The organism is Streptomyces sp. NPDC059371 (assembly GCF_042751995.1).
In the GTDB taxonomy this organism is placed as follows: Bacteria; Actinomycetota; Actinomycetes; order Streptomycetales; family Streptomycetaceae; genus Streptomyces.
Window position 1 is genome coordinate 81,731 of the sequence record NZ_JBHYXD010000015.1, and the last position, 22,730, is coordinate 104,460.

The following is a 22,730-nucleotide window of genomic DNA, read 5'->3' on the forward strand; positions in this document are numbered from 1 at the left end:
GCGTCACCCCGGGGGACGCACCGCCCGGCCGGACGCGTCAGATGTCCTTGCGGCCCCGGTTTCCCGGGCGGGAGGCGACCCAGGCGCGGACGGTGTCGGCGTACCAGTAGGGCTTTCCGGCCTCGACGTGGTCGGGCGGCGGCAGCAGCCCGTGTTTGCGATAGGACCGGACGGTGTCCGGCTGCACCTTGATGTGCGCGGCGATCTCCTTGTACGACCAGAGCCGGCGGTCGGTCATGAGTGGCACCTCCCCGCGCGCGCCGCGGCGGCGGCCTGGGACGGCCGTCGGGGGAGCCGGGCGCTGCGCTGGTGATCACAAAGCGTGTGCCCGGTGAACGACGCGGCGTGAGGGCTGGGCCGTGGCTGTCGCCCGGGTGTGACGCAAGACCCGCGTATACGCGACATGTGTGACACGGTGGTGTTTTTTGTGACACGAGTGACGCATTGGCGGTAGCGGTACGGAGTCGGCGCCCTCGTCACGCGGACGGCCTGCCGGGCCCCGAGCGCCTGCCGGGCCCCGAGCGCCTGCCGGGCCCCGAGCACCCGGCGGGCCCCGAGCGCCCGCCGGGCCGGGAGTCCGGGAGTTCGTCGGGTGCCCGGGGAGGCGGGCGTCAAGCGCCGCAGGACCTCAGGAACTCCCGGGTGCGCCGGGCGATCGGCAGCGGCTTGTCCGGCGGGCACGGGTACATGTCCTGCTCGACGATCGCGAACAGTTCGACGCCGAGATCCTGCGCGGCGGCGAGGACGGGCTCCAACGCCGGCACGCCGGAGGGCGGTTCGCACATCACGCCGCGCGCCACGGCCGGCCCGAACGGGAGCTCCTCGGCCCGCACCCCGGCCAGCACCCGCGGGTCCACCTGCTTGAGATGGAGGTAGCCGATGCGTTCGCCGTACGTCTCGATGAGCTTGACGCTGTCGCCCCCGCAGTAGGCGTAGTGGCCCGTGTCCAGGCACAGCGACACCAGCGAGGAGTCGGTCGCGTCGAGGAAACGGGTGACGTTCCGCTCGCTGTCGATGTGGGTGTCCGCGTGCGGATGGACGACCACTTGCAGCCCGTAGCGCTCGCGCACCTCATGGGCGAGCCGCTCGGTCTGGGTGGCCAGATCCCGCCACTGGGCCGGCGTCAGCTCGCTGTCCTCCAGCACCGCGCCGGTCTTGTCGTCCCGCCAGAAGGCCGGGATGACCACGAGATGCCCGGCGCCCATCGCCTGGGCGAGCGCCGCGATGTCCGAGACGTGCGCCCAGGTGGACTCCCACACGTCGGGACCCCGGTGCAGTCCGGTGAAGACCGTGCCCGCCGACACGCTGAGCCCGCGCCGGGCGGTCTCCTCGCGCAGGACGTCCGGATCGGTGGGCAGATAGCCGTAGGGGCCGAGTTCGATCCACTCGTAGCCCGATCCGGAGACCTCGTCGAGGAAGCGCTGCCACGGGACCTGTAGCGGATCGTCGGGGAACCAGACGCCCCAGGAGTCGGGAGCCGAACCGATCCGGATGCGCGAGAGTGGGGACGGAGGTGACGACCGCGGTGACGACTTCGGTGAGGGGCCGGGGGACGACTGAGGCGATGACTGCGGCGGCGACGACGTCATGGGCGCCAGCTTCCGGCGGCTCCCGAGAGGTGTCAAGCCGTGGTCCGTATGTCTGGACAAAACGTTGACAGGGTCCCCTCGCGGGGCTAGACCTGGGGACAGCCGCAGAGACCGCCGAGAAGGGAACTCGATGGCGTACGAGCTGATCACCATGGGGCGGATCGGCGTGGACCTCTACCCGTTGCAGACGGGGGTCCCGCTGTCCCGGGTGACCTCCTTCGGCAAGTTCCTCGGCGGCTCGGCGACCAACGTCGCGGTGGCGGCCGCGCGGCTCGGACGGCGTACCGCCGTCGTCACCCGAACGGGTGCGGATCCCTTCGGAACCTATCTGCGCGAGGCGCTGCGCGACTTCGGTGTCGACGACCGCTGGGTCACCGCGGTCCCGGGACTGCCGACTCCGGTCACCTTCTGCGAGATCTTCCCGCCGGACGACTTCCCCCTGTACTTCTACCGGCAGCCCAAGGCCCCCGACCTGGAGATCGGCGCGCACGAACTCGACCTCGACGCCGTGCGCGAGGCAGGGGTCTTCTGGATGACGGGCACGGGACTGAGCGCCGAGCCAAGCCGCACGGCCACCCTCACCGCCCTGGCCCACCGGGCCCGCTCCGGCACGACGGTCTTCGACCTCGACTGGCGCCCCATGTTTTGGAAAGACGCGGCCTGGAATGACGCGGCCTCGAAAGACGCCGCTCGCGAGGACCCCGCCTCCGCGCGCCCCTTCTACGCGGAGGCCCTGCGCCACGCCACCGTCGCCGTCGGCAACGTCGACGAGGTCGAGGTCGCCACGGGAGAACGCGAGCCGCACGCGGCGGCCGCCGCGCTCCTGGCGGCCGGCGTCGAACTCGCCGTCGTGAAACAGGGCCCCAAGGGCGTCCTCGCCGTCCATCGCGACGGCACCACGGCCGAGGTCCCGCCCCTCCCGGTCGAGGTACTCAACGGCCTCGGCGCGGGTGACGCGTTCGGCGGCTCCCTCTGCCACGGACTGCTCGCCGGCTGGGACCTGGAGAAGACCGTGCGTCACGCGAACGCGGCGGGCGCCATCGTCGCCTCCCGGCTGGAGTGCTCCTCCGCGATGCCCACCGCGCACGAGATCGAACAGGCCCTCGCCGCCGGAGCGGTGCGGTGAGGGCCGGCCACGTCGGGGGAACCCGCCCCGAACAGGGCGGTGACGGGCCCGCGCCCGTACGCGTCGACGTCTCCGCGCTCGCCCGGACCCGGGCCCGCCGGCCCGAGGCGGTCGCCGAGGCCGCCGCCCGGCGCGTGCGACGGCCGCTCGTCGAGGGCTCCGGCCGGCTGATGATCGTCGCCGCGGACCATCCGGCCCGCGGCATGCTGGCCGTGGGCGAGCGGAGACTGGCCATGGCGGGGCGCGCCGATCTGCTGGAGCGCCTGTGCGTCGCGCTCGCCCGCCCCGGGGTCGACGGTGTGCTCGCCACCGCCGACATACTGGACGACCTGCTGCTCCTCGGCGTGCTCGACGGCAAGGTGGCCATCGGCTCGATGAACCGGGGCGGACTGGCGGGTTCCGCCTTCGAGCTGGACGACCGGTTCACCGGCCACCGCCCGAGGGACATCGAGCGGTTCGGTCTCGACGCCGGCAAACTCCTGCTGCGCATCGACTACGACGACCCCGGCTCGCTGCGCACGCTGGAGTCCGCCGCCCGCGTGATCGACGACATGGCCGAACGGCGACTTCCCGTCTTCGTCGAACCGTTCCTCTGCCGTCGCCGGGACGACGGCACCCTGCGCAATGATCTGAGCGCCGAGGCCGTCACCAAGTCCCTCGCCATCGCGGGCGGCCTGGGCGGCAGTTCGGCCTACACCTGGCTGAAGGTCCCCGTCACCGAGAACCCCGACGACATGGCCCGTGTCATGGAGACCTCGACACTGCCCGCCGTCCTGCTCGGCGGCGATGTCGGCGAGGACCAGGAGGGTGCGTACGAGAAATGGCGCGGGGCGCTCCAACTCCCCACCGTGCAGGGCCTGGTGGTGGGCCGTTCGCTGCTGTATCCCGCGGACGGCGATGTCGCCGCGGCCGTGGACACCGCCGTAGGACTTCTGTGAGGGCCGCATGAGTCGTCCGAGCAACGAGCTGTACGTGCCCGCGGGCACCACCGCCGACGCCTACTACGCCCTCGACATCGCCCCCGAACGGGCCGGCTGGACCCACAGCAGCCTGCGGATCGTGGAGCTGGCCCCCGGCGGCACCCACACCTTCACCACCGGGGACAGCGAGTGGATCGTGCTCCCGCTCGGCGGCGGCTGCACGGTGCGCACCAAGGACGGCATGGACGAGGAGGAGTTCCAACTCCTGGGCAGGCGGAGCGTGTTCGACGGGGTCTCCGACTTCGCGTACGTTCCCCGTGAGGCCCGGGCCCAGATCGCCTCCGGCGCGGGAGGCCGCTTCGCCCTGGCAGGAGCGAAGTGCGAGCGCCGACTCCCCGCCCGCTACGGCCCCGCGCCGGAGGTTCCCGTCGAAGACCGCGGCAGCGGCAACTGCGCGCGCCAGGTGCGCAATTTCGCCGCCGCGGACGTCTTCGACTGCGATCGGCTCATCGCCGTGGAGGTGATCACCCCGGGCGGCAACTGGTCCTCGTATCCGCCGCACAAGCACGACGAACACCTGCCCGGTGTCGAGTCCGTGCTGGAGGAGATCTACTACTTCGAGATCGACGGACCGAACGGTTTCGGCTATCAGCGCGTATTCCCCTCCCGTGAGGGCGGTTCGGACGTCCTCGCCGAGGTCCGCACCGGCGATGCCGTCCTCGTCCCCGACGGATGGCACGGCCCCTCCGTCGCCCAGCCCGGTCACACCATGTACTACCTGAACGTCATGGCGGGGCCGGGCGGGGACAGGGAGTGGCGGATCCGCTTCCACCCGGGACACGCGGAGAGCACAGGGGGATACCGATGACCTCGACGACGAGGCTGACGGTCGCGCAGGCGCTGGTGCGGTTCCTGGCCGCGCAGTACACCGAACGGGACGGCGAGCGCCACCGGCTGATCGGCGCCGTCTGGGGCATCTTCGGCCACGGGAACGTCGCCGGGATCGGCCAGGCGCTCGTCGAGTACGCCACGGTGCCCGGCGGGGGGACACCCCCCGCACCCCCCGTGATGCCGTTCCACCAGGGGCGCAACGAACAGGCCATGGTGCACGCGGCCGTCGGCTACGCCCGCCAGAGCGGCCGGCTGTCCACGCACGCCGTGACCACCTCCATCGGGCCCGGTGCCACCAACCTCGTCACCGGCGCCGCGCTCGCCACCGTCAACCACCTGCCGGTGCTGCTCCTGCCCGGCGACGTCTTCGCCACCCGCCCCGCCGATCCGGTGCTCCAGCAGCTGGAGGTCCCCTTCGCCGGGGACGTGTCGGTCAACGACTGTCTGCGCCCGGTGTCGAAGTACTTCGACCGGATCACCCGCCCCGAGGCCCTGATACCGGCGGCGCTCCAGGCGATGCGCGTGCTCACCGACCCCGTCGACACCGGCGCCGTCACGCTCGCGCTGCCCCAGGACGTGCAGGCGGAGGCGTACGACTGGCCCGAGGAGTTCTTCGCCGAGCGGACCTGGGCCGTACGGCGCCAGGCGCCCGACGCCGGTGAGCTGGCCCGCGCCGTCGAGGCGGTCCGCGGGGCCCGGCGTCCGCTGATCGTCGCGGGCGGCGGCGTCCACCACAGCCGTGCCGAGGAGGCGCTCGCCGGGCTCGCCTCGGCCACCCGTATCCCCGTCGCCTCCACCCAGGCGGGCAAGGGTTCGCTGCGCTGGGACCACCCGCAGGACGTCGGCGGCATCGGGCACACCGGCACGGCGACCGCCGACGAGCTGGCCCGCACCGCCGACCTGGTGATCGGGGTCGGCACCCGCTACACCGACTTCACCACCGCCTCGGGCACGCTGTTCGCGGCCTCGGGCGTCCGCTTCGTCAATCTCAACATCGCCGCGTACGACGGGTACAAGCTCGCCGGCTCTCCGCTGATCGCCGACGCCCGCGCCGGTCTCGAAGCGCTCACCGAGGCGCTGGCGCCGCACCGCCACCGCGCGGAGCCCGCGTACGTCACCGAGTACACGGACGACAAGGAGCGCTGGGAGTACCGCGTCGACGCGGCCTACGAGGCGGAGGACATCGACATCCGGCCCACCCAGCCGCAGGTCCTCGGCGTCCTCGACGAGCTGGTCACCGACGAGGACATCCTGATCAACGCGGCCGGCTCGCTCCCCGGCGACCTGCACAAACTGTGGCGGGCGCGGTCGCGGGACCAGTACCACGTCGAGTACGGCTATTCGTGCATGGGCTACGAGATCCCGGCCGCGATCGGTGTGCGGATGGCGGCCCCGGACCGGCCCGTGTGGGCGCTGGTCGGCGACGGCACGTATCTGATGATGCCCACCGAGATCGTCACCGCCGTCCAGGAGGGCGTCGCGATCAAGGTGGTCATCCTGCAGAACCACGGGTACGCGTCCATCGGCGGGCTCTCGGAGTCCGTGGGCGGCGAGCGCCTGGGCACGGCGTACCGCCGTCTGGCCGCCGACCGTACGTACACAGGAGTGCCGCTTCCGGTGGATCTCGCGGCCAACGCGGCCAGTCTGGGTATGCGGGTCCTGCGCGCGAGGACCGTGCGTGACCTGCGGGCGGCCCTGGCCGAGGCGCGCGAGGCGGACACTCCCACTTGTGTCTACGTGGAGACCGAAACGGCAGACACAGTGTCGGGCGCGCCCCCGGCCCAGGCCTGGTGGGATGTACCTGTGGCCGAGACCGCGACCCGATCGTCGGCGGTCAAGGCACGTGAGGAGTACGACCGGCACGTCGCCGCCCGACGCCGCCATCTGTGAAGGAGTAATTGGCCATGACGAAGACCGTCGACCACTGGATCGGTGGCAAGTCCGTCGAGGGTGCGTCGGGTACGTACGGGCCGGTCACCGACCCGGCGACCGGCGCCGTGACCACGAAGGTCGCGTTCGCGAGTGCCGAGGAGGTCGACGCCGCCGTCGCCGCCGCGAAGGACGCCTACGCGACCTGGGGCCTGTCCTCGCTGGCCAAGAGGACCACGATCCTGTTCAAGTTCCGCGCGCTGCTCGACGCCAACCGCGACGCCATCGCCGAACTGATCACCGCCGAGCACGGCAAGGTGCACTCGGACGCGCTCGGCGAGGTCGCGCGCGGCCTGGAGATCGTCGAGCTGGCCTGCGGGATCACGACGCAGCTCAAGGGCGAGCTGTCGACCGAGGTGGCCTCCCGGGTCGACGTGTCCTCGATCCGCCAGCCGCTCGGTGTCGTCGCGGGCATCACGCCGTTCAACTTCCCGGCCATGGTCCCGATGTGGATGTTCCCCATCGCCATCGCCTGCGGCAACACCTTCGTCCTCAAGCCCTCGGAGAAGGACCCCTCGGCGGCCATGAAGCTGGCCGAGCTGCTTGCCGAGGCCGGTCTGCCCGACGGTGTCTTCAACGTCGTGCACGGTGACAAGGTGGCCGTCGACCGGCTCCTGGAGCACCCGGACGTCGCCGCGGTGTCCTTCGTGGGCTCGACGCCGATCGCCCGCCACATCCACACCACCGCCGCCGCGAACCACAAGCGGGTCCAGGCACTGGGCGGCGCCAAGAACCACATGCTGGTCCTGCCGGACGCCGACCTGGACGCCGCGGCCGACGCCGCCGTCTCGGCCGCGTACGGCTCGGCCGGCGAGCGCTGCATGGCGATCTCCGCCGTCGTGGCGGTCGGCTCCATCGGCGACGAGCTGGTGGCCAAGATCCGCGAGCGCGCCGAGAAGATCAAGATCGGTCCCGGCAGCGACCCGGCGTCCGAGATGGGCCCGCTCATCACGGCCGCCCACCGCGACAAGGTGGCCTCGTACGTGAAGGGCGCCGCCGACCAGGGCTGCGAGGTCGTCCTCGACGGCACGGGCTACACGGTCGAGGGCCACGAGGACGGCCACTGGATCGGTCTCTCGCTCCTGGACCGCGTGCCGGTGACGGCGGACGCGTACAAGGACGAGATCTTCGGCCCGGTGCTGTGCGTGCTGCGCGTCGAGACGTACGACGAGGGCGTGGCGCTGATCAACGGCTCCCCCTTCGGCAACGGCACCGCGATCTTCACCCGGGACGGCGGCGCCGCCCGCCGCTTCCAGCTCGAGATCGAGGCGGGCATGGTCGGCGTGAACGTGCCGATCCCCGTGCCGGTGGGCTACCACTCCTTCGGCGGCTGGAAGGACTCCCTGTTCGGGGACCACCACATCTACGGCAACGACGGCACGCACTTCTACACCCGCGGCAAGGTCGTCACCACCCGCTGGCCGGACCCGTCCGAGGCCCCGGCGGGCGTCGACCTGGGCTTCCCGCGCAACCACTGAGGTCCCGCCGGACCACCTCCTGACCCACCTCGACAAGCCGTCCGCTATGCGGACGGCTTGACGTTTTTTTGACGGCACCGCAACGATTCCCGTTCATGCGGATGAACCGGGTGATGCAGGTAACTTTCTCTTCTGACCTTCGAAAGCAAGGTCACCTTTTGCAAGGCTTTGACGATTGCAGCGTAAAGGTGCTGTCGCCTGAGAATGTGATGTGACGTGCGCCGCTTCGATGCTGCGGATTCCGTAGGTAAACGGCCATTGACGCAACGGTTTCCGTCAAGGTTCCATCAGCGCGGGAGCGGACGAGAACGAAGAACGACGCGAGCCGCCGGAGGCGATATCGCTCCCGCCCGAACATCTGATGCACGAGTCGATCGGAACCGCTTCATGACCGACACGCTCCGCCCCGTCGAGACCGCCGTCCCGGACGCCGCCCCGACGGCGACCGGGAACCCCAAGACGCTCAAGCGTTCCATCGGCGTCGTCGGCGGAACCCTGCTGACGCTGTCCTGCGTGACCCCGGCTTCGACGCTGTTCGTGGTCATCCCCGACCTCTTCGGCTCCCTCGGCACCGCGACCGCCCTCACGATCGCGATCGGCTCGCTGCTCTGTATCGCCGTGGCGTTCTGCTACTCGGAGCTGGGCACCCTCATCCCCAGCGCGGGCGGCGAGTACGCCATGGTCTCGACGCTGGCCGGACGGCTCGCCGGCTGGCTGGTCTTCGTGATGTCCCTGCTGGTGGTGATGATCGTCCCGCCGGTGATCGCCATAGGCACCGCCGACTACCTCGCCCCCGTGGTGCACCTCGACCCGGCGATGGCCGGCGCCGGCGTGATGCTGCTGGCCACCCTCGCCGGTCTGCTCGACCTGCGCGCCAACGCCTGGATCACCGGCATCTTCCTCGTCCTCGAAGTCGTCGCCGCCGGCGTGGTGGCCCTCCTCGGCTTCACGCACAGCCAGCGCGGCCTCGGCAGCCTGACCTCCATGCAGGTCGCCGGAACCGGCGGACACACCGACGCCGTGACGGGCATGCTCGTCATCTCCGGGCTCGCCATCGCCCTCTTCGCCACCCAGGGCTTCTCGACCGCGGTCTACCTCTCCGAGGAGCTGGAGAACCCGCGGCGCAACGTCGCCCGCACGGTGCTGGCCACGCTCGCCATCTCCACGGTCGTCATCCTGGTCCCCGTCGTCGCCATCACCATGGGCGCCTCCGACATCGGACAGCTCACCGGCGGCGACATCAGCAGCATGGTCACCGCCTGGTCCAACTCGGCCGTCGGCACGTTCGTCAGCCTCTGCGTCGCCCTCGCGATCATCAACGCCGGCATCGTCATGGTCATCCAGAACTCGCGCGTCCTGTTCGCCTCGGCCCGTGACAAGGCCTGGCCCGAGCCGGTCAACAACGGCCTGTCCAGGCTCGGCCGGTTCGGCTCCCCCTGGGTCGCCACCCTCCTGGTGGGTGTCCCCGGCGCCGCCCTCTGCTTCGTCAACCTCGACACCCTGTACGGCGTCACGGGCGTCTCGGTGACGGCCATGTACCTGCTCGTCGCGGTCGCCGCCCTGCTCGCCCGCCGCGGCCACCACAAGCACACGCCGGCCTGGCGGATGCCGCTGTGGCCCGGGATGCCGATCCTGCTGATCGTCGTGCTCGCCTACGTCCTCACCCAGCAGGAGACGCGGTACCTGCTGTGGACCGGCGGCATCACCGCCGTCGCCACCCTGTACTGGGCCTTCTACCTGCGCCCGCGCCGCGACACCCGCTGGCTGGTGTCGATCCCGGAGGACGCGCAGGCGTAACCGGAGCGGCACACCGCCCGGCTCCCCTCCGCAGAGCCCCGCCCCTTGACGAGGGCCTCAGCCGAAGTCCCACGTCATCACCGTGCACGACCCGTCGTCCTCGCCACCCGCACCGCGGTACGTGGCGAGGGCGATGTCGTTTCCCCTGTCCACGCCCACCCACATGCCGTAACAGCCGCGTTCCCGGGCCAGGGCGGCGAGTTCACGGACCAGCGCCCGGCCGGTGCCCCGCCGCCGGAACGGCTCCGCCACGGCCAGCTCGTACAGGAACATCTCGGTGCCCTTGTCCGGGTGGACCGTCTCGACACCGCTGACGAAGCCGACCGGCACCTCGCCCTCGTAGGCCAGGAACAGATGATGTCCCTGCGCCTCCAGGAACCGCCGGGCCCACCCGGGACGCACGGGAGCGTCGAAGAGGTACTCGGCGGCGGTCAGTTCCCCGACGGTGGCGGCACGGCGCAGCTCCATGGCCCGTTCGTACCACGGACGCGGTACACGCGGCCCCTGCCGTACTTCCCCGGTAGGGGGGCCGGTTCAACCCGGCGGCTGTCCCCGTTGTCGGCGGGCGCCCGTACCGTTGAGGCATGGATCTTCGACTGCCCCGGCCGCGCGGGCCGCGCCGGGGGCACCTCGCCGCTCGCACGACGGCGCGAGCCCGCGGGAGATGGGCGGCCGCCGCCGCTGCCCTCGTGCTGCTCGCCGGCGCGGGCACCTGGACGGCCGTCGCCTCCGACGGGCCGGCCGCCGTCCACCGCTCCGACCGCGTCATGACCATGGACGGCGGAGTGCGGCTCGACACCTCGTACTTCACCGAGGGACCGCCTTCGAAGCGCCGCCCCGCCGTCCTCCTCGCGCACGGCTTCGGCGGCAGCAAGGCGGACGTCCGCGACCAGGCCGAGAAACTCGCCCGCGACGGATACGCGGTCCTGACCTGGTCGGCCCGCGGCTTCGGCAGGTCCACCGGCCGGATCGGGCTGAACGACCCCAAGGCCGAGGTCGCCGACGTCTCCCGGCTCGTCGACTGGCTCGCCCGGCGCCCCGAGGTCCGGCTCGACGGCAGCGGCGACCCGCGCGTGGGCGTGGCGGGCGGCTCGTACGGCGGGGCGATCTCCCTGCTGGCCGCCGCCGACGACCGGCGAGTCGACGCCATCGCCCCGTCGATCACGTACTGGAACCTCGCCGACGCCCTGTTCCCGAACGGCGTGTTCAAGAAGCTCTGGGCGGGCATCTTCATCAACTCCGGCGGCGGCTGCGCCCGCTTCGAGCCCGCGCTGTGCGCGATGTACAACCGGGTCGCGGAGTCCGGGAAGCCGGACGCGGCGGCGGTGAAGCTGCTGGAGGAACGCAGCCCCTCCGCCGTCGGCGACCGCATCAAGGTCCCCACCCTCATCACCCAGGGCCAGTCCGACTCCCTCTTCCCGCTCGGCCAGGCCGACGCGATGGCCGAGGCGATCAAGGCCAACGGCGCTCCAGTCGACGTCGACTGGATCGCGGGCGGACACGACGGCGGCGACATGGAGACGGACCGCGTCACCTCCCGCGTCGTCTCCTGGTTCGACCGGTACCTGAAGGACGACAAGAGCGCCGCCACCGGCCCCGCCTTCCGCGTCACCCGGACCGGAGGCGTGGACTCCACCGACGGCGCCGCCCTGCTGCGCGGCGCGAGTTCGGACACCTACCCCGGACTCGACAGCGGCCCGCACACCGTCGCCCTGACCGGCCGGGAGCAGCGCTTCGAGAACCCGGCGGGCTCCACCCCGCCCGCCATCTCGGCCCTGCCCGGACTCGGCGGCTCCGGCGGCCTCTCCCAGCTCTCCAGCCTCGGCGTCGGCGTCTCCCTGGACTTCCCCGGCCAGTACGCCCGCTTCGAGTCCGCGCCCCTCCGCGAGGACCTGCGGATCACCGGCTCGCCCACCGTCACCGTGCACGTCGAGTCGACCAGCGACGACGCGGTCCTCTTCGCGAAGGTGTACGACGTCGGCCCCGGCGGCACCCAGCAGGTGCTGCCCTCCCAGCTCGTCACCCCGGTCCGCGTCGACGGCGCGAAGAACGGCAAGGACGTGGCCCTGACCCTGCCCGCCGTCGACCACGCGGTCCGGAAGGGCCACCGGCTGCGCCTGGTCCTCGCCTCGACCGACCTCGGCTACGCCTCCCCGGCCGCCCCGGCCACGTACACCGTGTCGCTCCGGAGCGGCGGCCTCCAGGTGCCGACGGCCCCCGGAGTGAAGACCGCCGCGACGCCGCTGCCCTCCTGGGTGTGGTGGCTGCCGCTCGCCGGCGCGCTCGCCGCCCTGGCACTGCTGGTGACCGGCCGCCGCCGCACGAGCGCCCCCGCGCCCGACCCCGAACTGGCCGAAGTCCCGCTCCAGATCACCGCTCTGAGCAAGCGCTACGCCAAGTCCGCCGACCGGTACGCGGTACGGGACCTGTCGTTCCGCGTGGAGAAGGGCCAGGTCCTCGGCCTGCTCGGACCCAACGGCGCGGGCAAGACCACCACCCTGCGCATGCTCATGGGCCTCATCAAGCCCGACGACGGCGAGATCCACGTCTTCGGGCACGCGATCCGCCCCGGCGCGCCGGTCCTCTCCCGTGTCGGAGCGTTCGTCGAGGGCGCGGGCTTCCTCCCGCACCTGACCGGCCGCGAGAACCTGGAACTGTACTGGCGGGCCACCGGCCGTCCCCCCGAGGACGCCCATCTGGAGGAGGCCCTGGAGATCGCCGGACTCGGCGAGGCACTCACCCGCGCGGTGCGCACCTACTCCCAGGGCATGCGCCAGCGCCTCGCCATCGCCCAGGCCATGCTCGGCCTCCCGGACCTGCTGATCCTCGACGAACCCACCAACGGCCTCGATCCGCCGCAGATCCGCGAGATGCGCCAGGTGATGATCCGCTACGCCGCCGCGGGCCGCACGGTCATCGTCTCCAGCCATCTCCTCGCCGAGGTCGAGCAGTCCTGCACCCACCTCGTGGTCATGGACCGCGGCCGGCTCGTCCAGGCAGGACCGGTGTCCGAGATCATCGGCTCCGGTGACACCCTGCTCGTCGGCACCGGCGCGCCCCTCGACGCGCCGGTCGTGGAGAAGGTGGGCGCACTGCCGGGCGTGCTCTCGGCCGTCGCGACCGAGGACGGACTGCTGGTCCGCCTCGACGCCGACGGCAGCGCGCAACGCCTGGTCGTGGAACTCGTACGACTCGAAGTACCGGTGGCGTCGGTGGGACCCCACCGCCGTCTGGAAGACGCGTTCCTCACCCTGATCGGAGGCTCCGCATGAGCACGCTCGTCGAGCGGACCGAGACGGCCGACGGGTACCGGGCGCGCCGCACCCTGCCGCTGCGCGTCGAGCTCGTCCGCCAGCTCAAGCGCCGCCGCACCCTGGTCATGGGGATCGTCCTGGCGGCCCTGCCCTTCGTCCTGCTCGTCGCGTTCGCGATCGGCGGGGACCCCGGCGGCCGCAACAACCAGGTCACCCTGATGGACACGGCCACCGCGTCCGGCGCCAACTTCGCCGCGGTGAACCTGTTCGTGTCGGCGGGCTTCCTCCTGGTGATCCCGGTCGCGCTGTTCTGCGGCGACACCGTCGCCTCCGAGGCGAGCTGGTCCTCCCTGCGCTATCTGCTGGCGGCGCCCGTGCCCAGAGCCCGGCTGCTGTGGTCCAAGCTCACCGTCGCGCTCGGTCTCAGCCTCGCCGCGATGGTCCTGCTGCCGGTCGTCGCGCTGGCCGTGGGAACCGCCGCGTACGGCTGGGGCCCGCTGGAGATCCCCACCGGCGGCGCGCTCCCCGCGGGCACCGCCGCCCAGCGGCTCCTCGCGGTGATCGCGTACATCTTCGTGTCCCAACTGGTCACCGCGGGGCTCGCGTTCTGGCTGTCGACGAAGACGGACGCCCCGCTCGGCGCGGTCGGCGGCGCGGTCGGCCTGACCATCGTGGGCAACGTCCTGGACGCGGTCACCGCGCTCGGCCACTGGCGCGACTTCCTGCCCGCCCACTGGCAGTTCGCGTGGGCGGACGCCATCCAGCCGACCCCGGAGTGGGGAGGCATGATCCAGGGGACGGCGATCTCCGTGACGTACGCGTTCGTCCTGTTCGCCCTGGCCTTCCGCGGTTTCCGCCAGAAGGACATCGTGTCGTAGGTCTCCGGAAGATCACCCACCGGTCTCGGCGACCCCTCGTCGTGGCCGCTTCGCAACCCTTCCGCAACCCGTCCGAGCGCACGTCACGGCCCCCTCGGCCGTCACAGTCACACAGGTCGGCCCACACAAGGGCCGTACGCCGAGGGGGCACTGATGGGGATGAAGTCCACATGGACGGCGGCCGGCACGGGCCGCCCACGCGGCGGCGCGCGGCGGGGGAACCGCCGAAGGGCGGCCTGCGCGCTGCTCGCCCTGCCGATCGCGGGCGCGCTGCTGCTCACCGGATGCGGCGCGGGCGGCGACGGCAGCAACTCCACGGACGGCCCGGACAAGTCCGGTGGCCGCAACAACCTCCCGCTGCCGGCACCCGCGCAGCCGACCGGCGGCGCGGCCGGGCGCGACGCCGAGGGCGAGCAGTCGGACGCCCCGGACGTCCAGCCGTCGCCCGACTACCTCTCCACCTTCGCCCTCGACGTCGACACCGCGTCGTACGGCTACGCCCGCCGCAGCCTCGCGGACGGCCGTGCCCCCGACCCCTCGACCATCCGCCCCGAGGAGTTCGTCAACAGCTTCCGCCAGGACTACGAACGCCCCGACGGCAACGGCTTCTCGCTGTCCGTCGACGGCGCCCGGACGAACGACGGACGCTGGTCCCTCGTCCGGGTCGGACTCGCCACCCGGCCCGCCGAGAGCGAGCGCGAACGCCCGCCCGCCGCCCTCACTTTCGTCATCGACATCTCGGGTTCCATGGCGGAGCCGGGCCGGCTCGACCTGGCCAGGGAATCCCTCGACGTGATGACGGACCGGCTGCGCGACGACGACTCGGTCGCCCTGGTCACCTTCAGCGACGAGGCCGAGACCGTGCTGCCGATGACCCGGCTCGGCGACCACCGCTCCCGTGTCCACCGGGCGATCGACAGCCTGGAGCCGACCGACTCGACCAACCTCGGCGCGGGGGTGCGGACCGGATACGCGACCGCCGTCGACGGGCTGCGCGAGGGGGCCACCAACCGGGTCGTCCTGATCTCCGACGCCCTCGCCAACACGGGCGACACGGACGCGGACGACATCCTCGAACGGATCTCCTCGGCCCGCCGTCAACACGGCATCACCCTCTTCGGCGTGGGTGTCGGCAGCGACTACGGCGACGCCCTCATGGAACGCCTCGCCGACAAGGGCGACGGCCACACGACGTACGTCTCCGACCGGGACGACGCCCTCACCGTGTTCTGCGACCAGCTTCCGCAGAACATCGACCTCACGGCACGCGACGCCAAGGCGCAGGTCGCCTTCGACCCCGAGACGGTCGAACGGTTCCGGCTGATCGGCTACGACGACCGGAAGGTCGCCGACGAGGACTTCCGCGACGACCGGGTGGACGGCGGCGAGGTGGGCCCCGGCCACACGGTCACCGCCCTCTATGCCGTCCGCACCCGCCCCGGCGCCTCCGGACATCTGGCCACCGCGACCGTCCGCTGGCTCGACCCCGCATCCCGCGCCCCGCACGAGGCGACCGGCAGCCTGGAGACCGGCGACCTGCGCGACGGCGTCTGGACCTCGCCGTACTCCTTCCAGGTCACCGCCGTGGCCGCCTACTTCGCCGACGAGCTGCGCGCGGGCGACGCCCGCTGGAGCTCCCTGCCCGGTGTCCCTTCCCTCAAGGAACTCGCCTCGCGGGCCCGCACCCTGGCCGACGTGACCGAGGACAAGGACGTCGCGTCGCTCGCCACCGCGATCGGCCAGGCCGACGAACTGGACATCTGCTCCGACGGCTGCGCCCGGTAGCGCCCCGGCGACGCCGTGCACGCGCTCTCGCGTCCCGGCGAATCGTGTGCGGCCCATTGAAATTCCGTTACGCGCGGGTAAGTTGACTCGGCGGTAAGAACCCTGCGACCGGGAGCCGTGATGGGCGTACGCAAGGATCTGCAACGGGCGAAGCGGCACGCGGGCCCGGCGGGCCGCAGCCGGGTGGAGCTGGTCAGGGACGAGAGCGGCACGGTCCGCGAGGTGCGTGCCGCCGCCCTGGCACCCGCTCCGGCCGGCGGCAGCACGGCCGACCTGCCGTTCACGAACGCCGCCGAGGCTCCCGGCGCCGTCGTGCTGCGGCGGCCGGGCGACGGCGGCTGGACGCCGGTGACGGCGGCCGCCTTCGCCCGCGACGTCACCGACGCGGCCAAGGGTCTGATCGCGGCGGGCCTCGAACCGGGCGGCCGGGTCGCGGTGATGTCCCGTACACGCTACGAGTGGACGGTCCTCGACTTCGCCGTCTGGGCGGCCGGCGGCCAGAGCGTCCCGGTCTACGCGACCTCCTCCGCCGAGCAAGTGGAGTGGATCGTCCGGGACTCGGGGGCCCGCTTCGTGATCGTCGAGACCCCCTCGAACGCGGAGACCGTCGCCGCCGCCGTCGCGGACCATCCCGAACCCCCGCGCGTCTGGCAGCTCGACGCGGGAGCCCTCGCCGAACTCGCCGCCCTGGGACGGGACATCACCGACGAGGAGGTCGTCAAGCGGCGCGCCGCGCTCACCCCCGAGACGGTCGCGACGATCTGCTACACCTCCGGGACCACCGGCCGGCCCAAGGGGTGCGTCCTCACCCACGCCAACCTGCACGCCGAGGCCGCCAACACGGTCGAGCTGCTGCACCCCGTCTTCCAGCAGGTCACCGGCCGGACCGCCTCGACGATCCTCTTCCTCCCGCTCGCCCACATCATGGGCCGCACCCTTCAGATCGCCTGCCTGATGGCGCGGATCGAACTGGGCCACTGCCCGAGCATCAAGGCGGACGAACTGCGGCCCGCGCTGCGGGAGTTCCGGCCCACCTTCCTCGTCGGTGTCCCGTATCTCTTCGAGAGGATCCACGCCACCGGCCGTGCGACCGCCGAGAAGATGGGCCGCGCCGCCTCCTTCGACCGCGCCCACCGCGTCGGCGTGCGCTTCGGGGAGGCCTACCTGAACCGGTTCCTCGGTACGGGCAAGGGACCCGGGCCCGGCCTGTACGCGGCCTGGGCGCTGTACGACCTGCTGGTCTACCGCCGCATCCGCAAGGAACTCGGCGGCCGCGCGCACTACGCCATCAGCGGCGGCTCCCCGCTCGACCGCGACCTCAACCTGTTCTTCCACGCCGCCGGAATCATCGTCTACGAGGGGTACGGCCTGACCGAGACCACCGCGGCCGCCACCGTGGTCCCGCCGCTCGGGCCCCGCCCGGGAACGGTCGGCCTGCCGGTTCCGGGAACCTCCGTCCGTATCGCCGACGACGGAGAGGTGCTGATCAAGGGCGGTGTCGTCTTCGGCGCCTACTGGAACAACCCGGCGGCCACCGACGCCGTCCTGACCGGCGACTGGTTCGCCACCGGCGATCTCGGCGCGCTGGACCAGGACGGCTATCTGACCATCACGGGCCGCAAGAAGGACATCCTCATCACGAGTGGCGGCAAGAACGTCTCGCCCGCCGTCCTGGAGGACCGGCTGCGCGCCCGTGCGCCGGTCGGACAGTGCCTGGTCGTCGGCGACAACCGCCCGTTCGTCGCGGCTCTGATCACCCTCGACGTCGAGGCGGTCGCCCACTGGCTCGCCGTCCGCGGGCTCCCCGCGGACACCCCGCTCGCGGACGTCGTCCGCGACCCTCGGATGCGCGCGGATGTCCAGAAGGCCGTGGACCACGCCAACGCCGCGGTCTCCCGGGCCGAGTCCATTCGCGCGTTCGCCCTGGTGGAGGGCGAGTTCACCGAGGACAACGGGCTCCTCACCCCGTCCCTGAAGGTGCGCAGGCACGCGGTGACGACGGCGTACGCGGCCGAGATCGAGGCGCTGTACGGCGGTTGACGCATCCCCGGCCGGACACGGGAACAGCGGGTGCGGCGGGGGATCAGCTCCCGACCGCGCCGTTGCCCGACAGGACCGGGATGTCGTCCAGGACGTGCGAGAGCGGCTCGTCGCCCTTGGCCGGCTGGCCGACACAGGGCTTGTTCAGCGAGCCCTGGACCAGCGAGAGCTGGGGGCTCATGTCACCGAACGTGGTCCGCATGGTCGCTCCGATTCACCCCGATGGACCAGTTGAACGGCGTGGCGGATAAACCCTCAGGCCATGGGTCAGGTGAATTCTGAAAGGTCCGCGATCCGTTCGAGTGGCGACGTGCAACCAATCCCGCCGGGTTCGGTTGAGGTAGCAGCAGGAATCGCTTCACCAGCAGAAAAGGAACCCGGAGAAATATTCAAGAAGGCATTGGCCGTGGCAGCGGTCGCGGCTTCCGTCGTCGGCGTCTCGGCGGCGGCCGCCCCGCAGACGCCGGCCATCGGCAACGACGGCGGCGTCACCACGGTGTTCTCGTCGTATATATGAATTCCATTTCTGGCGTTGACATTGCCGCTCCGGGTGAAACGCTTCTTCTTCGGAAGGAGCGTTTCTCCTGTTGTGTGGCCTCCGTGTCCATTCCTGGTGGGGCGATTCGAGTGAATTCCCCTTGGGTGTGCGTTTCGCAGTTTCTTCGGAGGCCCGTCCCTCGTTCACAGCCTGCCGGTCATGATGCGAGCCGCCCAAGTGGGCTCGCTCGGTTCCGGCCGGCAAAGGGGCTTGACCGCACAGAAGGGAAGCCGTGTGAAGCTCAGGAAGAGCACTTTCGTCGTCGGCGCGATCATGGCCCTGGGCATGGCTGCCCCGGCCTTCGCGGACTCGGGTGCCGAGGGTTTCGCCGCCAATTCTCCCGGTGTCCTCTCGGGCAACGTGATCCAGGTCCCGATCCACATCCCCGTCAACGTGTGCGGCAACTCGATCAACGTGATCGCCCTGCTGAACCCGACGATCGGCAACGTCTGCGCCAACCACTGACGTATTGGCACTTCAGCCGCCTCCGGCCGTGCCACGGCCGGCCTTGGACCGCCTCGCGGACCCCAGGGTCGGCTTCCTCACTTCTCCCAGCAGGAAGACAACAAGAGTGCGACAGAACCTGAGTAGGGGAGTGGTCCTGGCCGCGGCTGCGACAGGCATCATGTCCCTGTACGCCAGTCCGGCCTTCGCGGACTCCAGCACGACCGCGACCGCTTCGGACTCACCCGGCGTGGCGTCGGGAAACAACGTCCAGGTTCCGGTGAACGTGCCGCTGAACATCTGCGGCAACACGGTCGACGCCGTCGCCGCCCTCAACCCGGCGTTCGGCAACTCCTGTGCCAATGGCCCGGTTGCGCAGGGCAGGCACGCGGCGCCGCACCACCCCGTCCAGCATGACGCCGGCTCCGCGCACCGCCTGGGACGCGGCACTGTTCACGGCGGCACCGACCACGCGCGCGGCCACGGCGGCCACCCCGCAGGTCACGGTGCCGAGCACAACGGCGGTCACGCCGGTCAGCCGGCCGGTCTCGGCGGTGAGCGCGGTGGACAGAGCGGCCTCGGCAGTGAGCTCGGTGGGCTCGGTGATCTGGGCGGCTACGTCGGTGAGCTCGGTGGCTACGGCGATTCGGGGTACGGCGACGTCCGGCAGGGTCACTCCGGCTACGGCGATTCGGGGTACGGGGACGTCCGGCAGGTTCACTCCGATCACATGAGCCCCGGCCACCGTGACTCGGCCGCCCACCACGGCGGTTGGAGCGGCGCCTCGTCGTACGGGTCGACGCACGGCTCGCCCGGTGTCCTGTCGGGCGACCAGGCCGCGCTTCCGGTGGATATCCCGCTCGAGCTCTGCGGCAACACCCTGGACGTGATCGGCCTGCTGAACCCCGTGCTCGGCAACACGTGCGCCCACCACGACGCGCCGCACAGCCACCCGGCGACCCCGCACCACTGCCCGCCCACGCCCCCGCGGACGGTTCCGCAGCCGCCGAAGCACCACACCCCGCCCGTGAAGGTCCACGAGCAGCCCCCCGTCCCGCGTCAGTACACCCCGCCCACGCTGGCGGAGACCGGCAGTGAGGGAATGCTCGCCAACGGCGCGATCAGCGCCGCGCTGCTGGTCGGCGGCGCCCTGCTGTACCGGCGCAGCCGGGCGATGTCCCGCCCGTGACGCCCCGCTCCGGGTGCCGTTCGCGCTCTGGCGCCCGGCACCCGGAGCCGATCCGCGCACCGGTTCGGCACGCGGCCTCGGCCGCCCCGCCCGCCGCGATGGCCGGCCGGAGCCGATCCGCCCGGTAGCTCGCCGGAGTCGGTGCGTTCGCCGCCCGGGCCCGTGCGCAGCCCGCGCCGCACACGGCGCACCAGCGTGTCCGCCGTGAACCCGGCTCCGTGGACGAAGCGTGTGGCCAGGCCGAAGACGGTGGCCGTGGCGGTGATCAGGCCCGCCCCGAAGAGACCCCGCACGAACGAAGCGCGTGGCCAGGCCGAAGACGGTGGCCGTGGCGGTGATCAGGCCCGCCACGAAGAGACCCCGCACGAACGAACCGAATGGCCCGGCCGACCCTGGGGGACCGTCTGGCAGGGCAGTCGGACCCGCGCACAGCTCGTCGTCCAGGAGACCGAGCCGCTCGCGCCGGGCCCTGAGTCCCGTGGCCGCGACGACCGGGATCACGCAGGGCCGGCTCCACTCGGCCACCGGCCGCGGCCCCAGTCGCCGCGCGGCCCGCTCGCCGCGAGGGAGCCCACGTCATCCGACGGGACCAGTCCGGCGGGCCGGAAACCCGGGCGGCCACTTGGCGCAACACCGTGGCCGTGTCCGCGAGGGACGAGTCGGGTGGCGGCAGCGGGTGCGTCTCGCTGACGGAGCGGGATCCACCGACAGGACTTCTCTCGGGACCGGCCGGCATCCAGGGACACGGCGACCGGACCAATCACCCCTGAGAGTGATCGTCAGAACGCGAGACCGGAACACCGGTTGGCTGAATGAACATTCGTATGACTGAGTGTCAGTAATCGGAAAGGAAAATCCGAGGATCAAGAGGGAGAGGAGCGGGCATGGCCCCACAGCAGCAGCGGCCCCGGAGCGGAAAGCTGGCGTTCATCGCGGCCGGCATCGTCACGTCGGTCGCCCTCGCGTCCGGTCCGGTGTACGCCGTGGGCGCCGGGGCGGTGCGGGTGGGCGACCCGCCGGCTCCGACACCCACGGCGGCGAATCCGCCGGTGAACTCCTCGGCCGGCGGCGTCGTTCCGGCCGCGGGCGCCAACCCGGCCGTGAGACCTGCGTCGACGCCCACCGGGCCGCCGACCTCGACCCCCGTCGTACCCGAGAAGCCCCTCGCGGACGGGGTGAGCCCGGCGCGGCCCGCCCGGCCGGGCACCCTCGGGCTTCCGGCGTTCGGCGCCTACCTCGACTACGGGCCCGAGGGTGTCGCCCGTATCGAGCAGCTCAGCCAGTGGCTGGGCGGTACCGAACTGCGGGTCGGGCATACGTATCTGCCCGGCGACCGCTGGAGCAACATCGAGGGCGCGCCCGATTTCCTGGACTCCTGGGCGGACTGGCGGCGCCGCCAGGACGACCGGATGCTCGTCCTGAACGTCCCGATGATGGAGCGGAACGAGGAGGGCCTTTCCGACGACCAGGTCCGCCTGTTGCTGCGCGAGGCCGCGACGGGAGCCTTCGACCACCACTTCCGCGCGCTCGCAGAGCGGCTCGTCGATCTGAAGGTGCCCGACACCGTCATCGTGCTCGGCTGGGAGATGAACGGCACCACGTACACCCATCGCTGCGGGCCCGACCCGGAGTCCTGGAAGACGTACTGGAACAGGATCGTCACCGCCATGCGGTCGGTGCCGGGGCAGAGATTCCGGTTCGATTTCGCGCCGAACCGCGGGCTGGACGCCGTTCCCTGGACCGAGTGCTATCCCGGTGACGGCACGGTCGACATCCTCGGCATGGACGCGTACGACCAGCCGTCGGGACTCTCGTTCGAGGAACAGGTGAAGGAGCCGTACGGGCTTCAGGAGCAGGTGGATTTCGCCAAGGCCCACGGCAAGTCCATTTCGTATCCCGAGTGGGGCCTTTACCGGAACGGCGACAACGCGACGTACATGAAGGACATGCTCGCCTGGATCGACGAGCACAAGCCGGCGTACAACACGCTCACCGACTACTGCCCGCACGGTGTGTGGCAGTGCCAGGACAACCCGCTGGCGGCCCAGGCCTACCGGGCCGCGCTGTCGCACTTCACCGATTCGCTGCCGACCGCTCCGGAACCGACCCCGGCCTCCGAACCGGCGTCGACGCCGACGTCCCCGGCCTCCGAACCGACTCCGCCCCCGACCCCGACCCCGACGCCGACCTCCGAACCGGTTTCGACCCCGACGCCCGAGGCCACCTCCCGGCCCGAGCCGGCCTCGACACCGACGCCCGAGCCGGCCTCCACGCCGAAGCCGACCCCGACGTCGGAACCGACCCCGACATCGGAACCGGTCGCGACCCCGGAGCCGGCCTCGACACCCGAGCCGGTCTCCACTCCGACGCCGACGCCGACTTCGACGTCCAAGCCGAAGCCGACTCCGGTCAAGACGCCGACGTCCAAGCCGAAGCCCAAGCCCAAGCCGACTCCGGTCAAGACGCCGACGTCCGAGCCGAAGCCGACCCCGGTCGAGCCCCAGACGCCCGAGCCGGTCCCGACCCCGGCCAAGACGCCGGTGTCCGAGCCGGTGTCCACCCCGACCCCGACGCCCACGCCGCCCCCGGCACGCGAGCCCGTCCCGGACGCGACACCGGACCGGACCACCTGCTCGTCGCTGGATCTCGGTGACTGGGTGGAGTACTGGATCGGCGGCGAGCTGTGCGTGAACCTCGACCTGCCGTCGGATCAGTGGTGGTCGGGCGACTGGTGGTCGAGCGGCTGGTGACCCCGGGTGGGGGGGGGGGGGGGGCGCCCCCCCCCCCCCCCCGGGCCCCCCCCCCCCCTATAAAAAAATACCCAGCCACCCGAACCCGCAAGATTGTGGTAAGGCGGTTGAGGTTGTAGAAT

Annotated in this window: 15 protein-coding genes and 3 pseudogenes; 14 read left to right on the plus strand and 4 right to left on the minus strand. The window is 71.7% G+C overall.

From position 1 onward, the window contains the following. Positions 1-37: 37 nt before the first annotated feature. Positions 38-238 carry a helix-turn-helix transcriptional regulator gene (locus tag ACFXGX_RS11760; protein WP_384788386.1) on the minus strand — a complete coding sequence of 67 codons (201 nt, stop codon included), beginning with the start codon at positions 236-238 and terminating at the stop codon, positions 38-40. A gap of 373 nt (positions 239-611) precedes the next feature. Beyond that, entirely contained in the window at positions 612-1,589 is a 978-nt protein-coding gene (locus tag ACFXGX_RS11765; protein ID WP_384788389.1) for a sugar phosphate isomerase/epimerase family protein, read from the minus strand. Positions 1,590-1,719: 130 nt separating this feature from the next. Here ACFXGX_RS11765 and iolC point away from each other — a divergent pair, with 130 nt between their 5' ends. The 6 genes from iolC (at position 1,720) to ACFXGX_RS11795 (ending at position 9,730) form a co-directional block, all read left to right on the plus strand. Then, on the plus strand, positions 1,720-2,715 hold the full coding sequence (gene iolC, locus ACFXGX_RS11770; protein WP_384788392.1) for a 5-dehydro-2-deoxygluconokinase: 996 nt from the start codon (positions 1,720-1,722) through the stop codon (positions 2,713-2,715). Beyond that, positions 2,712-3,653, plus strand: a complete 942-nt coding sequence (locus ACFXGX_RS11775) for a deoxyribose-phosphate aldolase (protein ID WP_384788395.1) — start codon at positions 2,712-2,714, stop codon at positions 3,651-3,653. The genes iolC and ACFXGX_RS11775 overlap by 4 nt, the downstream gene beginning before the upstream one ends. A 7-nt stretch (positions 3,654-3,660) precedes the next feature. Then, on the plus strand, positions 3,661-4,503 hold the full coding sequence (gene iolB / locus ACFXGX_RS11780) for a 5-deoxy-glucuronate isomerase (protein ID WP_384788398.1): 843 nt from the start codon (positions 3,661-3,663) through the stop codon (positions 4,501-4,503). After that, positions 4,500-6,416, plus strand: coding sequence for a 3D-(3,5/4)-trihydroxycyclohexane-1,2-dione acylhydrolase (decyclizing) (iolD, locus tag ACFXGX_RS11785; protein WP_384788401.1), 1,917 nt, complete (start codon positions 4,500-4,502; stop codon positions 6,414-6,416). The genes iolB and iolD overlap by 4 nt, the downstream gene beginning before the upstream one ends. A gap of 14 nt (positions 6,417-6,430) precedes the next feature. After that, positions 6,431-7,933, plus strand: coding sequence for a CoA-acylating methylmalonate-semialdehyde dehydrogenase (gene mmsA / locus ACFXGX_RS11790; RefSeq protein ID WP_384788404.1), 1,503 nt, complete (start codon positions 6,431-6,433; stop codon positions 7,931-7,933). A 387-nt stretch (positions 7,934-8,320) separates the two neighbouring features. Beyond that, on the plus strand, positions 8,321-9,730 hold the full coding sequence (locus ACFXGX_RS11795) for an APC family permease (RefSeq protein WP_384788407.1): 1,410 nt from the start codon (positions 8,321-8,323) through the stop codon (positions 9,728-9,730). Between the two features lie 57 nt (positions 9,731-9,787). Here the strand turns inward: ACFXGX_RS11795 and ACFXGX_RS11800 are convergent, their stop codons facing one another. After that, positions 9,788-10,198, minus strand: a complete 411-nt coding sequence (locus tag ACFXGX_RS11800) for a GNAT family N-acetyltransferase (RefSeq protein WP_384788410.1) — start codon at positions 10,196-10,198, stop codon at positions 9,788-9,790. A gap of 116 nt (positions 10,199-10,314) precedes the next feature. On the opposite strand from ACFXGX_RS11800, the gene ACFXGX_RS11805 reads away from it, so the two are divergent. The 4 genes from ACFXGX_RS11805 to ACFXGX_RS11820 all read left to right on the plus strand — a co-directional run bounded on the left by ACFXGX_RS11805 (position 10,315) and on the right by ACFXGX_RS11820 (position 17,687). After that, the gene (locus tag ACFXGX_RS11805; protein WP_384788413.1) at positions 10,315-13,002 is read left to right on the plus strand and encodes an alpha/beta fold hydrolase; all 2,688 of its coding nucleotides are present in this window, start codon (positions 10,315-10,317) and stop codon (positions 13,000-13,002) included. Then, positions 12,999-13,862, plus strand: a complete 864-nt coding sequence (locus ACFXGX_RS11810) for an ABC transporter permease (protein WP_384788416.1) — start codon at positions 12,999-13,001, stop codon at positions 13,860-13,862. Before ACFXGX_RS11805 ends, ACFXGX_RS11810 begins: the two co-directional genes overlap by 4 nt. Before the next feature lie 159 nt (positions 13,863-14,021). Beyond that, a complete protein-coding gene (locus ACFXGX_RS11815) occupies positions 14,022-15,647 on the plus strand; it encodes a von Willebrand factor type A domain-containing protein (RefSeq protein WP_384788419.1) in 1,626 nt (541 codons plus the stop codon). Between the two features lie 120 nt (positions 15,648-15,767). Then, the gene (locus ACFXGX_RS11820) at positions 15,768-17,687 is read left to right on the plus strand and encodes an AMP-dependent synthetase/ligase (RefSeq protein ID WP_384788422.1); all 1,920 of its coding nucleotides are present in this window, start codon (positions 15,768-15,770) and stop codon (positions 17,685-17,687) included. 43 nt (positions 17,688-17,730) lie between these two features. Here the strand turns inward: ACFXGX_RS11820 and ACFXGX_RS11825 are convergent. Continuing rightward, a pseudogene (locus tag ACFXGX_RS11825) lies at positions 17,731-17,880 on the minus strand (RdlA protein); the annotation flags it as partial. Between the two features lie 192 nt (positions 17,881-18,072). On the opposite strand from ACFXGX_RS11825, the pseudogene ACFXGX_RS11830 reads away from it, so the two are divergent. From ACFXGX_RS11830 to ACFXGX_RS11845, 4 genes and pseudogenes are all read left to right on the plus strand, one after another. Next, positions 18,073-18,186 (plus strand): annotated as a pseudogene (locus ACFXGX_RS11830) (RdlA protein); the annotation flags it as partial. Between the two features lie 249 nt (positions 18,187-18,435). Next, positions 18,436-18,690: a chaplin gene (locus ACFXGX_RS11835; RefSeq protein WP_384788425.1), complete on the plus strand. Its 255-nt coding sequence runs from the start codon at positions 18,436-18,438 to the stop codon at positions 18,688-18,690. A 106-nt stretch (positions 18,691-18,796) separates the two neighbouring features. Then, positions 18,797-19,858: a chaplin gene (locus tag ACFXGX_RS11840; protein WP_384788427.1), complete on the plus strand. Its 1,062-nt coding sequence runs from the start codon at positions 18,797-18,799 to the stop codon at positions 19,856-19,858. Positions 19,859-20,742: 884 nt separating this feature from the next. After that, positions 20,743-22,062 (plus strand): annotated as a pseudogene (locus ACFXGX_RS11845) (glycoside hydrolase family 26 protein); the annotation flags it as partial. Positions 22,063-22,730 lie beyond the last annotated feature (668 nt).